Source organism: Hymenobacter sp. FMD4 (assembly GCF_058932745.1).
Map to the genome: position 1 here is coordinate 23661 of NZ_JBZYWH010000013.1, position 12244 is coordinate 35904.

Annotated in this window: 10 protein-coding genes and 1 riboswitch; of the genes, 6 read left to right on the forward strand and 4 right to left on the reverse strand. The window is 57.6% G+C overall.

The features are described from left to right. Positions 1–139: 139 nt before the first annotated feature. Positions 140–1213, forward strand: a complete 1074-nt coding sequence (locus tag AC5FXY_RS13150; protein WP_493557143.1) for a lysylphosphatidylglycerol synthase transmembrane domain-containing protein — start codon at positions 140–142, stop codon at positions 1211–1213. A gap of 135 nt (positions 1214–1348) precedes the next feature. On the opposite strand, the gene AC5FXY_RS13155 is transcribed toward AC5FXY_RS13150, so the two are convergent. Then, the gene (locus tag AC5FXY_RS13155; RefSeq protein WP_493557144.1) at positions 1349–1768 is read right to left on the reverse strand and encodes a hypothetical protein; all 420 of its coding nucleotides are present in this window, start codon (positions 1766–1768) and stop codon (positions 1349–1351) included. A gap of 191 nt (positions 1769–1959) precedes the next feature. Between AC5FXY_RS13155 and AC5FXY_RS13160 the strand changes: the two genes are divergently transcribed. From AC5FXY_RS13160 to AC5FXY_RS13175, 4 genes are all read left to right on the forward strand, one after another. Continuing rightward, a complete protein-coding gene (locus AC5FXY_RS13160; protein ID WP_493557145.1) occupies positions 1960–2262 on the forward strand; it encodes a LysM peptidoglycan-binding domain-containing protein in 303 nt (100 codons plus the stop codon). Positions 2263–2501: 239 nt separating this feature from the next. Then, positions 2502–2621: riboswitch (SAM riboswitch) on the forward strand. Positions 2622–2997: 376 nt separating this feature from the next. Next, positions 2998–4383 carry an O-acetylhomoserine aminocarboxypropyltransferase/cysteine synthase family protein gene (locus AC5FXY_RS13165; RefSeq protein ID WP_493557146.1) on the forward strand — a complete coding sequence of 462 codons (1386 nt, stop codon included), beginning with the start codon at positions 2998–3000 and terminating at the stop codon, positions 4381–4383. A gap of 268 nt (positions 4384–4651) precedes the next feature. Beyond that, a complete protein-coding gene (locus AC5FXY_RS13170; protein WP_493557147.1) occupies positions 4652–5686 on the forward strand; it encodes a homoserine O-acetyltransferase family protein in 1035 nt (344 codons plus the stop codon). After that, positions 5664–6938, forward strand: a complete 1275-nt coding sequence (locus AC5FXY_RS13175; protein ID WP_493557148.1) for a homoserine dehydrogenase — start codon at positions 5664–5666, stop codon at positions 6936–6938. The genes AC5FXY_RS13170 and AC5FXY_RS13175 overlap by 23 nt, the downstream gene beginning before the upstream one ends. A 58-nt stretch (positions 6939–6996) precedes the next feature. On the opposite strand, the gene AC5FXY_RS13180 is transcribed toward AC5FXY_RS13175, so the two are convergent. Next, positions 6997–7647, reverse strand: a complete 651-nt coding sequence (locus AC5FXY_RS13180) for a hypothetical protein (RefSeq protein ID WP_493557149.1) — start codon at positions 7645–7647, stop codon at positions 6997–6999. 640 nt (positions 7648–8287) lie between these two features. Here AC5FXY_RS13180 and AC5FXY_RS13185 point away from each other — a divergent pair. Beyond that, positions 8288–9193 carry a S66 peptidase family protein gene (locus AC5FXY_RS13185; RefSeq protein WP_493557150.1) on the forward strand — a complete coding sequence of 302 codons (906 nt, stop codon included), beginning with the start codon at positions 8288–8290 and terminating at the stop codon, positions 9191–9193. A gap of 292 nt (positions 9194–9485) precedes the next feature. Here AC5FXY_RS13185 and AC5FXY_RS13190 read toward each other — a convergent pair whose 3' ends face one another. Further along, positions 9486–10967, reverse strand: coding sequence for an alpha/beta hydrolase fold domain-containing protein (locus AC5FXY_RS13190; protein ID WP_493557151.1), 1482 nt, complete (start codon positions 10965–10967; stop codon positions 9486–9488). A 144-nt stretch (positions 10968–11111) separates the two neighbouring features. Further along, a complete protein-coding gene (locus AC5FXY_RS13195) occupies positions 11112–12149 on the reverse strand; it encodes a M28 family peptidase (protein ID WP_493557152.1) in 1038 nt (345 codons plus the stop codon). Between the last annotated feature and the right edge of the window lie 95 nt (positions 12150–12244).

Genomic DNA, 12244 nt, shown 5'->3' on the forward strand with positions numbered 1-12244 from the left:
TTCCTGCAGTTACGTTCGTTGATGCTACGGAAGGGATTTACGGCTCAGTACTGGGCATTTAGCCCGAAGCTTAATCCATTTTTAACGGTACGCCGAGGCCCTTATCCGTATTTTTGCCCAATACCTTCCCCCATTCCGCATGACCACTCCCCAGCAGGACCGCCAGCTGCTCGAAAAACTTTCGCCCTCGCGCATGCTGCTGCCGGTTGCTATTGGCCTCGGGGTGGTGGGGTTTATGTTCTGGCGCAGCTACAAGCCCGGCGACTTGGCCAGCTTGGCCAATGCCCGCCCTGAGTGGCTGCTGGTGACACTAGCCGTACTTCTCGTGCGCGATTTGGGTTATATGTACCGCATCAAGCACATCGCCGAAGGACAGCTTACCTGGAAGCAGAGCGTCGACGTCATCATGATCTGGGAGTTTGCATCGTGCGTGCTGCCCTCGGCGGTTGGGGGGACGGCCATTGCCTCCCTGCTGCTCAATAAAGAAGGTATTCCGCTAGGCAAGTCGTTGGCTTACGTGATGGTGACGGCCATGCTCGATAACCTGTACTTCGTGCTGGCGGTGCCGCTGGTGTTGCTATTGGCCGGCGACTACATCTATCCCACCGAAACCCTGCAATCGGGCTTGGTACTCACGCTCAAAATTGCGGTAGGCGTCAGCTACTTTGCCACGCTGGTGTACTCCTCGCTGATGGCGTACGCCATTTTTGTAAATCCGCGCTCGGTAAAGCGACTGTTGGTGCGGCTGTTCTCGATGCGCGGGTTGCACCGCTGGCGCCGGCGGGCTTATCACCACAGCATCGAGCTGATGCACGCCTCCAAGCAGCTACGCGGCAACAGCGCGGGCTACTGGGTACGGGGTATCCTGTCCACGGTCTTTGTCTGGACGGCGCGTTACCTCGTTATCGGCTGCCTTATTGCGGCCTTCATCAGCATATCGCCGGGTGACTTCGGGCTGATTTTCGCCCGCAACCTCATCTATAAAGTAGTGCTGCTTATTGCAATTACGCCGGGCGGGGCGGGCATTGCCGAAGGCGCGTTTCCGCTGTTCTTCCGCACCTTCGCTGGCTCCGATACCATGTCGAACTTTATTCTGCTGCTTTACCGTATCGCCACCTACTACCTGTACTTGCTGTTGGGCACCATTTTCTTGCCGCGCTGGGTAGGCCGGGTATTTGGCAAACAGGCTGTGAAAGAGGTAATGGCATCGTAATGTCCGTGGCATTTGGTTGACTTTCCCATCAGGACCGCCTCCCCTTAATGCCTCTGTTTAGTTGTCGACCAACCATAAAAAAGCCCTTCGGTCTGACGACTGAAGGGCTTTTGCATTTTTAGCCAATTGCTACGCTTAGTCGGCAGCCAGTTGCAGTTCAGCACCTTCGGGGCTGCGCAGCGTCAGGCGCTTTTCGGTCAGCGTCACTACGTCGAATGTGCTGCTGGTGCTGCCGTTTTCGGGCGTCATGGAAATTTTATTGTTGCCCTGGTCAAAGGTGTATTTGCCGTTGATCGACTGCGTGGGCGAAGTCATTACGTACTGCCCGTTGGCGAAAAAACGAATTTCCTCCTGCTTCTGCTCAGAAGTCTGCTTCACTTTGTCGCCGGTGGCATCCTTCTCACGGTTGGTTTTCCACACTTTGCTATCGGTGCCGTAGAGCATGTTTACTCCTTCCACCTTGCCTTCCTTGCTGCCGCAGGCGTAGGTAACAAGCGTGAGCAGCATCAGCAGGCTGGCTAAGTAGTGTAAAGGAGTGTTGAATGCGCGTTTCATAGGATGTCTGGAATGGAGTGGTACAAGTGGTTCGAAAGCGAGTCACTGATGAGTCGCTGCCGCGTTTCTTACGCGCCTCTTGTCAAAGGGTTAAGCCAGCAACCAATTAGCAGCAGTGGCGTAAAGCTTAGGCGACCAATTGGCTATCAAGCCATTGGCATCTGATTCTACACCCAACCAACGACACCACTATGGGACTCTTTGATTTCCTGAGCGATAAGGGCGAGAAAAAGCCCGTACAACCAACCCAGCCCCAACAACAAACCGGTGGAGCCGCCGATTTCTTCGGCAACCAGAACCAGCAGGCCCAACCTGCTGCTCAGCAGGGCCAGAGCTACACCGTAGTAAGCGGCGACTCGCTGTCGAAAATTGCCAAGAAGCACTACGGCGACGCCAGCAAGTGGCACCAAATTTACGATGCCAACAAGACCACCATCGGCTCTAACCCCGACCACATAGAGGTAGGGCAAGTGCTGAAACTGCCGCAGCTATAAGCGGATTTCGCCTCTGATTAATGAACGTTCAGGTCCGACCCCTGGACGTTTTTTTATGCACTGTACAAGCCTTATTAGCTAGTACACGAATAATTACAACCCTCTTTGCAGACCAGGTGCGCAGGCACTTCAACTATAATTTTTGGTGTTCGAAAAAACTTTTTGCCGGATTTGCGTTTAATGCATCCGGTACTACCTTTGTGCCAGCCCGGCTTACGGCCCGGCGTTTTTTGAAGCATGATTTATTCCGAAGCGGCGAGAGAACAGGCTCGATGACCCGCTGGCAACCACCGGCAATGCACCAGCCGGCAGGTGCCAAGTCCTGCCCCACTGACCATCAGACTGGGGGCAAATAAATGGCGTGCTATGGCAAACTACCCAAATAGTTCCGACACCTCCTTCCAGTTCCGCGCTACCGCGGTGCCTGCTACAGCTATGCTTGTAGCCGCTCACCCTACCAGCGTAACGATGCAGCCACATGCCCTGCGTGCGGCTCTGATGGCGTGTTGTTGCTGTTGTTGGTAGTGCGCTTTGCAGGCGCGTAAAGCCTGCCCCTACCCTTTCTCAATTTTCCTGATTGCCGCTGGGCTTCCCCGCGGCGCGTGGCCTTTACGCACCCGTTGATGTATTCCGGGCTGTAGCAGGGCTGCACTCCGGCATACGCGGCTTATGGTCCAGCGTAGCCGGTTCCTCGCATCGATTTCTTAATCCACAACCCTCTTTCTCAGCACTATCATGTCCACGCAGAACCTGCAATTCGAGACCCTTCAACTCCACGCCGGCCAGCAGCCCGACCCTACGACTGGCGCCCGCGCCGTGCCGCTTTATCAGACTACCAGCTATGTTTTTAAGAATGCCGAGCACGGCGCCAACTTGTTTGCGCTGAAAGAGTTCGGAAATATCTACACCCGGCTGATGAACCCCACAACGGACGTGTTTGAGCAGCGCGTGGCCACTTTGGAAGGTGGCGTGGCTGCCCTAGCCACTTCCTCGGGACAGGCCGCTCAGTTCATTGCGCTGAACAACATCCTGCAGGCCGGCGACAACTTCGTATCGACCTCGTTCCTGTACGGCGGCACGTACAATCAATTCAAGGTTGCGTTCAAGCGGCTCGGCATTGAGGTGCGCTTCGCCGACGGTGACAATCCTGAAAGCTTTGAGCGACTGATTGATGAGAATACCAAGGCGCTGTACTTGGAAACCATCGGCAACCCTGGCTTTAACATTCCTGATTTCGAAGCCATTGCAGCCATTGCCGAGAAGCACGACATCCCGCTCATTGTGGACAATACCTTTGGAGCGGGTGGCTACCTGTTCCGGCCGCTGGAGCACGGCGCGCACATCGTGGTGCAGTCGGCTACGAAGTGGATCGGCGGGCATGGCACCTCCATCGGCGGGGTGATAGTGGACGGCGGCAAATACGACTTCGGCAACGGCAAATTCCCACAGTTCACGGAGCCTAGCGAAGGCTACCACGGGCTGGTATTCAACGACGTATTCGGCAAAAACGGGCCGTTCGGCAACATCGCCTTTATCATTCGGGCCCGGGTGGAAGGCCTGCGCGATTTCGGCCCCTCTCAGAGCCCTTTCAACTCCTGGCAGCTGCTCATCGGCCTCGAAACGCTGAGCCTGCGCGTGGACCGCACCGTAGAAAACGCCCTAAAAATCGCCGAATGGCTGGAGCAGCACCCGCAGGTAGAGGCCGTAAACTACCCCGGTCTGAAGAGTAGCCCCTATCACCAGTTGGCCACTAAGTACCTGAAGCGCGGCTTCGGCGGCGTGCTCACCTTCGCCATCAAAGGCTCTAAGGATACAGCCACCGAGTTCATCGACAACCTGCAGCTCATCAGTCACCTGGCCAATGTGGGCGACGCCAAGACGCTCATCATTCAGCCCTCGGCCACCACGCACCAACAGCTCAGTGACGCTGAACAGCGTGCTGCCGGCGTGACGCCTACGCTGCTGCGCCTCTCTGTAGGCTTAGAGCACATCGACGATATCAAAGCTGACCTGCAGCGCGCTTTCGACGCTGTGCAAAACCAAGCGCCATTGAGCACGCCAGCAGACGCAGAAATCCTCATTGAACAACAAGCCGGGCACCCCGCAACGCTGGAAGTTTAAGGGAGGGAACAAGTGAAGCCTAGCCACTGCCATGGCACGGCTTCCCTTCCAGCGACGGGGACAGGCGCGGCGTTTCGGGAAAAACGCCGCGTCTTTGCCTAGGCCTCTTTGCTTTCCGGCTCCTTCACTCTTCACTCACGCTCACTCCGAAGGGGCCGGAAGCAAAGAATATCTGACAACACGCCTTTATGCCGGGGCGCTCTTGTCCTCATTTACCGCACATTCTGTACTGCCTTACTTGCTCCCGCGCAGAGCGGTTCTTTAAGCTATGAGTAACCCACAAACCTTGACTCTTGCGCAGGCGCTACCGCTGGAATGCGGCGGGCAGCTCGACGGCGTTCAGATAGCCTATCACACGTTCGGCACGCTCAATGCCGCAGGCGACAATGTCCTTTGGGTGTGCCATGCTCTCACGGCTAACTCCGACGTGCTGAGCTGGTGGCCCGGCCTGATAGGTACCGGTGACTACTTCGACCCGGCCGATTGGTTTATCGTGTGCGCCAACGTGCTGGGCTCTTGCTACGGCAGCACCGGGCCCACTACGCCCGTGGCACCACATGGCCGGCCGCTGTATCAGGCCTTTCCGCGCCTGACCGTGCGCGACCTAGTGACAGCGCATGAACACTTGCGGCAGCATTTGGGATTGACGAAAATCCACACGGTTATTGGCGGCTCACTTGGCGGGCAGCAGGCCGTGGAGTGGGCCATTAAGCAGCCGACGCTGTTTGAGCACCTTGTGTTGCTGGCTACCAATGCTCAACATTCCCCGTGGGGCATTGCCTTCAATGAAGCGCAGCGCCTAGCCATTCAGGCCGACTGCACCTATGCAGGTGGGGGCCTGGAGGGTGGCACGGCCGGGCTGCGGGCTGCACGAGCCATTGCGCTGCTCAGCTACCGCAGCTATGATGCCTACGCCCGCACGCAGGCCGAGCCCAACCACGATACACTGCCAGCCTTTTACCGGGCCAGTTCCTATCAGCAGTACCAAGGCGACAAGCTTACGGCGCGCTTCAACGCCTATAGCTACGTCACCTTGTCGCACATCATGGATTCGCACCACGTAGGCCGCGGCCGCGGCGGCGTGGAGGCAGCACTGGCGCGGGTACAAGCCCGCACGCTGGTACTGGGCATTTCGTCCGATGTGCTGTTTCCACCCGCCGAGCAGGAATTGCTGGCCCGCCTGATTCCGGGAGCGATGTACGCCGAAATGAATTCGCCCTACGGCCACGACGGCTTCTTGATTGAAACCGCGCAAATCGCGCACTTTCTCGAACGATTCTATGTCCAAACCTTCGCCCACTAACGCCCGCACCCGCATCGGCCTGATTGGCTTCGGCTGCGTAGGGCAAGGGCTATACGATATTCTGGAACGCCACCCCGAGGCTGGTTTTGAGGTACGCCGTATTGCCGTCAAGAACCCTACGAAGATGCGCCCGCTGCCAGCTAACCGCTTCGAGTTTCAAGCTGATGCGCTGCTGCACGACCCAGAACTGGACTTGCTGGTAGAAGTAATCGACGACCCAACCGAAGCTTTCCGACTGGTGAGCCTCGCGCTCCACCAAGGCCGCCGGGTGGTCACGGCCAACAAGGCCATGGTGGCCCGACACCTGCCCGAGCTACTGCAGCTGCAGCGCGACTTCGGGGGTACCTTGCTCTACGAAGCGGCCGTGTGCGGCAGCATTCCGGTGATTCGCACCATCGACAGCTACTTCGGTCAAGAACCACTGCTGGGCGTGAGCGGCATTTTCAACGGCTCCTCCAACTACGTGCTGACGCGCATGACCGAAGGCGGCTCCGACTACGCCGAGGCGCTTACCGAGGCGCAGGTGCAAGGCTTCGCCGAAACCGACCCCACACTGGACATGGCTGCTTTCGACCCGCGCTCCAAAGCGGTAATCCTGGCCGCTCACGCCTACGGACTACTGCTAGCGCCCGACGAAGTGCTAAACCTGGGCATCGAAAATATTTCCGCGGCCGATATCCGCTACGCAGCCGAACGCGGGCAGAAAATCAAAGTAGTAGCGAGCCTGCAGCCCCTTCCCGGTGGTGGCGCCACCGTATTTGTCACGCCGCAGTTCGTGAATGCTGATTCGCCGCTGTATGCTGTAGAACGCGAGTTTAACGGCGTGGTGGTGGAAGCTGAATTTGCCGGCCAGCACTTTTGGCGCGGCCGCGGCGCAGGTGGCCACCCTACCGGCTCGGCAGTGCTTTCGGACTTGGTGGCCCTGCACAATGGCTTTCGCTATGCGTACGACAAGCTCAGCGCTTCTGCAGCCTTGCCCTCAGCTGATGCAGATCTGGAACTGGAAGTTTATTTGCGCCACGCACCTAGTACCCTCCAGAAAGCGTTTGGCTTTGCCGAAACATCGGAAGAAGCAAGCTCCTCAAGCTTCGTTGATGACTACGTAGTAGGGTTTGTTCGACTCAGCCAACTGCGCCAACACCGTGATGCGCTTCGCACTGCTGGCACTTTTGTGGCGCGTACCGGCCGTACGCGGGCCGTTACTACTGCCCTGCCAAAGCTAACCGAAGCAGCTGTAGCAGTAGCTGAATAGCTACTTAGCTTCAAGCAGCCGCCGTCGGTCTAGCCGGCTGCTTTGCGTTCGAGCCAGTTCAAGGTCTGGCCACCATCGAAACAGTATCGCGGCCCTGCAGTAGCAGCAGTAACCTAGGCGAAGCTGTCACTACTCGGAAGCGCTTGCGGGTGCCCAGTTCGTAAGGCTGGTAGGGCTGAACGGGCAACTGCACGTGGTAGGCCGTAGCCACGGATGGCCATGGCTGCTGCCAGCCCCGAAAGCCGATACTGGTGATTTCAACGGTGCGCGGCGGCTCAGCTTGCGCCAGCGACAATTCGACAAAGCCGTCGGCGTCAGTCGTGGCTCCGCCCACTATCTGCCCAGTGGCATTGCGCACCAGTACCGTGGCACCCTGCAACGGCTCCGTTTTGTACGGTGCCACCTGTGCCCTGACAAAGATTTGCAGATTACGACTAGCAGCCGGCAGCGGTGTGGCACTGGTGCGCACAGTAGCAGTATCCGGTTGGCCACTAAGCCGCAATTCCAACTGTCGGCCGCGCCAACGGTAGGTGCCGCAGCCTTCCCGGCTCATACTTATGTCGTCTAGATGCTGAAAGTATCTGATACGGCCGTCGGCGGCTACCCGGAGTTCTTTCTGCGCAAACAACACCGCATTGAGCCGGGTTTCGATGTAAGTACCTGGCGTAAGAACGTGCTGAGTGGCGCAGCCAGACAGTAAGAGCGCCAAGATCAAGAGTGTGCTATGTTGCATGTACTGCTGATGCTTCCCTGGAGCAAAATCCACAACTCACCATGCTTTTTTGGAAGTTTATCTGCCTCAACCCGCTTTACAGTTTACCCTCAGCCTAGCCAATACATTGGGTGAAACCGGTATAATAAAACTTCCGCTGAAGGCCTAAAAGATGATAGGCCAACCCTTCACCGCTTAAGGAATAGATGCCGGCATTGAGGTTGCCGCGCAGCACGATCATGCGTGGCCGGTTCCATAAAACCGCTCCAGGACGGGTAGAGCGCGAAGCCGTACGGCACGGCGCGCGTCACCTTGGACTGCTGAAAAATGGGCGCAGATGACGGCCGTTGGTGGTATCAACCTGCGCCAGGGCTCAAACGCTAAAGCCTGATAAGGCCCGCAAAAAGTCAACCATCGTTTTGTTCGGGCAGCAGCACACTAGGATAGGTTCATACACGAACAGGCGGCTGTAGTAGCATCTCCACCTTCGCCCCACATCACGCTGTTGAACAGCCTACTGGTAAATCTACATCGGCAACGACGAGACATGCTGTGTTCGGTCTTTACAATTCCATCACCAGTAAAGCGTAAGGTTGTGCCGCACGCCGTAGGTTTGCGTCTGACAAGCCCCTTTCTGATGCCCATTACGCCCCCTGCCCTTCGCCCTGGCGACCGAGTCGCCATCGTGTGTCCCGCTCGTAAAGTCTCCCTAGAGGAAATAGCTACCGCCGTGCAAGTGCTGCAGAGCTGGGACCTGGAAGTGGTATTGGGCGAGACAGTAGCCACCGAACACCACCAGTTTGCCGGCTCCGACGAGCTACGCCGCCGCGACTTTCAGCACCAGCTTGACGACCCTAGCGTCCGGGCCATCCTGTGCGCCCGCGGTGGTTACGGCACCACGCGCATCATCGATCAGCTCGATTTCTCTGGCTTCGCCAACAACCCGAAGTGGATTGCCGGCTTTTCGGATATCACCACGCTGAATTGCCATTTGCTGGCTCTTGGCCACGAAAGCATCCACGGCGTAATGCCGCTGCTCTTTACCCAGCCCGATGGTGAACTGGCCCTCGAAACGCTCCGGCAGGCTTTATTTGGGGAGCCCGTCAGCTACGAAACAATTCCTCACCCACTAAACCGCCTTGGCACAGCCGAAGGCGAGTTGATCGGCGGCAACCTGAGCTTGCTTCAGACGCTCACCGGCACTGCTTCGGATTGCCCCACCGCTGGCCGCATCCTGTTTCTGGAGGACATCGACGAATACCTCTACAACGTGGACCGCATGATGGTGCACCTCGACCGCACTGGTAAGCTGCGCAGCTTGACTGGGCTAATCGTGGGGCATTTTACCAATCCGCAGGACAATGCCATTCCCTTCGGGCAGACTTCGTACGAAATCATCGAAAGCTACGCCCGCAAGTACCAGTTTCCAGTTGCCTATGGCTTTCCGGTAGGCCATGAGCCTGCCAACGTGGCCCTGATCTGCGGCCGTGCGGCTCGGTTGACGGTTAGTGAAACTGGCACGTCGCTGACTTACTTATCCTAGCCTGGTCAGGCGGTTGGGTGCGGAGTCAACTGTTGCGGCAGCTCTGCCTGTTCAAACTGATTACGCCCGATTTTAAAAGGCATACAGCTGGGCTCTAAGTAGTCAATTTGGAAAGGCTTGCCCCTTCCGGCACACAAGCAATGCAGAGTTGTCAAATGCCGACGCTGGCAGGTGACAGGATGCTTCTTCCGGAGAAGCATCTGCAGACGCAGTAGTAAGGCCGACGGCACAATGTCTGAGCCGGCCAAACCTTGCGCGGCGCTGCACAAAGGACAACTCCTAGTTCCGCTCCTTACTGCTTTACCAGCTTTAGCTGCTGCCGCTGGCCGTTACTATAGTATAGCGACAAGCAGTAAATGCCTGGTCGACAGGCCGCCAATGGTGCAAGTTCGAACTGCGTTTGCCCACTTGGCAGGTTTAGGGCTTGATCAATGATTATTCTACCCAGGGCATCATGCAGTTGTAGCCGCGCTGTGGTGGCTGCTGCCACCGTAATGTTTGCTTTGACTCTTTGCTCAGTAGTCGGGTTGGGGAAAACACTTAGGCTGACTTCTGTTGGGAAGCGTACTGCACGCGCTTCCGAATAGTTAGCGCTGCCGTCAATATCTACCTGCTTCAGTCGGTAGTAGCGCACGCCCGCCGATTGGGTTTCAGTATCGATGAATCGGTAGTAGTTGCGCTGGGTCGATTCGCTGCTGGCGCTTGGCAAGAAGCTTAAAGCTTCATAAACCTCTCCATCGGATGACACCTGCACCTCAAATCCAGCACTGCTTCTTTCCATAGCTGTTACCCAGCTAAGCGAAACATAGCGGCCTTGCCGCACTGCCTCAAACCGCACCAGCGTAACGGGCAGCGGCGCGGCGGGCGCCAGCAAGGGCCGCAAGAAGTCGCGTACTGTCCAGAACGTGGTGTCCATATAGGCGAGCTGCGCGGCACTTACCCCGTTATAGGGCACGTGCTGCGCGCCTTTAAACGTGTAAAGCGTATTGGCCACGCCCACGGCATCGGCGCGGGGCTTAATGATGCCACTGCCATACACCACACCACCAAAAGTGGCTCCTGCCCCATAAGGCACTACAGCATCGGCGGTGCCGTGCAGGCTTACCAGCGGCTCGTCGCCGGATTCTATCCACGCCAGGTCGCCCACGGCACCGCACAGATTGATGGTCGCCCGAATGGCACTGCTATAGCCGGGGTTTCCGCTGTTGCCCTCCAGCCCGTCAGCGGCGCTTACATTCAACGACGCTAGTTCTTCAGGTTTATCGAGGTAGGCGGTGTGCACAGCTGTGAGGGCACCAGCCGAGGAGCCTCCCACGAAAATGTAGTCAGGATTGATGTTGTACTGATTGCTCGTAGCAGCGTCCTGCCGGAAGAAGCGCACGGCGGCGCGCATGTCCTGCATGGCTTGCACAACAGCGCGGGAGCCGGAAAAGGTAAATGGTGACTCCAGCCGGTAAGCAATGCTAGCAGTGACGTAGCCCAGCCTGGCAAAGCGTGTGCACAGTTCTGAGACGTCGTAATCAGCTTTCGAACCAAACACAAAAGCCCCGCCGTGCGCCAAAATAATCAGTGGCCGCGGCTGCGCGGGGCCGCCCGCGGGCTGGTACACATCGAGGCGCAGGGTCTGGGTAGCGCCTTGCGAGGTGGTGGCAGAGCCGTAAACCACGTCGCGCTGCACTGTCGGACTAGGGTACAGCGGCTGATAAAACTGCCCACCGGTGGTATCAATCTGTGCCACGGCTGGTTGGCACAGCCACCATAGCAGCGTTAACATTAGCGCGTACCTCATAGAAACCTGGCGCGGGATGAAGAGCTAAGTATAACCCATTTGCCGCTAGCTCAACCATACGGTTCCACGAAAAAGGCCCGGTGCTATTCGCGGCCGGACCTTCGTTAAGACTCTTATTAGATCAGATGCCTATTCCTGATACAAGGTCTGTAGTACCGTCTGCCCCACGGCTTTGAGCGTGTTGCGGTCGATGATGCTCATGTTGTCCTGCGTGGTGTGGTGGTAAGGCGGGAAGTATTCGTCACCGAAGGGCACATGGTCGATGATGTCGATGGTGCGCACGCCGGCCTGGTTGGTAAACACGTGGTCGTCGGTAATGCCAGGGCTATCCTGGAAGATGAAGAAATCGGAATAGCCGATGCGCGAGGCCACGTACCACACCTTGCCAACGACGTCGTTGGCGTACTGGCGCGAGTATTCTTCACGCGAGAAGCGGGCTCCTTTGGCACCTACCATGTCGAACAAGATGCCGTACTCAGGCTTGTAATTCGCCGGCACTTTGTTTTTGGCCCAATGCTGCGAGCCTAGGCACCAGCTTTCCACGCCCTGCCCAGCTAGTCTGTTTTGCTTGTTGCCCTGCGTAGAGGTATCGTAGCCGTAGTCTTCGGCGTCAAACAAAATAATATCAACGCCCAGGGCCGGAGCCAGGGAGTCGGGCTGGGTGGCCAGCTGGCGCGCAATTTCCATAGCTACCGCTACGCCCGAAGCACCGTCATTGGCGCCGTCAAAGGGTACGTTGGGCTGCTGCTTGTCTTTGTCGGCGAAAGGGCGCGTGTCCCAGTGCGCAAACAGGGCTACGCGACGGGCTGCCTGCGGATTGTAGCGGGCAATGATGTTGCGGCTGCGCAGCTGCGTGCCGTCGAACGCCATGGCCGTAAACGGCTGCTCCTGCACCTGCAGGCCCATTTCGCGGAACTTGCGGATGATCCAGTCGCCGGTTTGGGTATGGGCCTTGCTATTGGGCACGCGGGGCCCGAAGCTCACCTGCTTGGCTGTGTACTGATAAGCGGAGTCGGCGTTGAATACCGGCGCTTTGCGCAGCGGCTGCTCGGCTGGCGTATCGGTTTCGGTGGCGGCTGGCTTTTTATCAGGACAGGCCGTCAGCAGAACCGTAACGGCCAGCAGGGCGGCGGGGCGCCACAGCAGGCGCAGGGGAGAAAAGGTCATGTTGTCGGAATGCAAACAAAATAGAACGTCATGTCGAGCTTGCCGAGACATCTCGCGTGCTGACGTCGGACATTAAGCAACTGCTCATCGAAAGG

Coding starts and splice junctions, on each gene's coding strand:
- AC5FXY_RS13150 (WP_493557143.1), top strand. CDS start 140: ATGACCACTCCCCAGCAGGACCGCCAGCTGCTCGAAAAACTTTCGCCC.
- AC5FXY_RS13195 (WP_493557152.1), bottom strand. CDS start 12,149: ATGACCTTTTCTCCCCTGCGCCTGCTGTGGCGCCCCGCCGCCCTGCTG.
- AC5FXY_RS13165 (WP_493557146.1), top strand. CDS start 2,998: ATGTCCACGCAGAACCTGCAATTCGAGACCCTTCAACTCCACGCCGGC.
- AC5FXY_RS13170 (WP_493557147.1), top strand. CDS start 4,652: ATGAGTAACCCACAAACCTTGACTCTTGCGCAGGCGCTACCGCTGGAA.
- AC5FXY_RS13185 (WP_493557150.1), top strand. CDS start 8,288: ATGCCCATTACGCCCCCTGCCCTTCGCCCTGGCGACCGAGTCGCCATC.
- AC5FXY_RS13160 (WP_493557145.1), top strand. CDS start 1,960: ATGGGACTCTTTGATTTCCTGAGCGATAAGGGCGAGAAAAAGCCCGTA.
- AC5FXY_RS13175 (WP_493557148.1), top strand. CDS start 5,664: ATGTCCAAACCTTCGCCCACTAACGCCCGCACCCGCATCGGCCTGATT.
- AC5FXY_RS13190 (WP_493557151.1), bottom strand. CDS start 10,967: ATGTTAACGCTGCTATGGTGGCTGTGCCAACCAGCCGTGGCACAGATT.
- AC5FXY_RS13155 (WP_493557144.1), bottom strand. CDS start 1,768: ATGAAACGCGCATTCAACACTCCTTTACACTACTTAGCCAGCCTGCTG.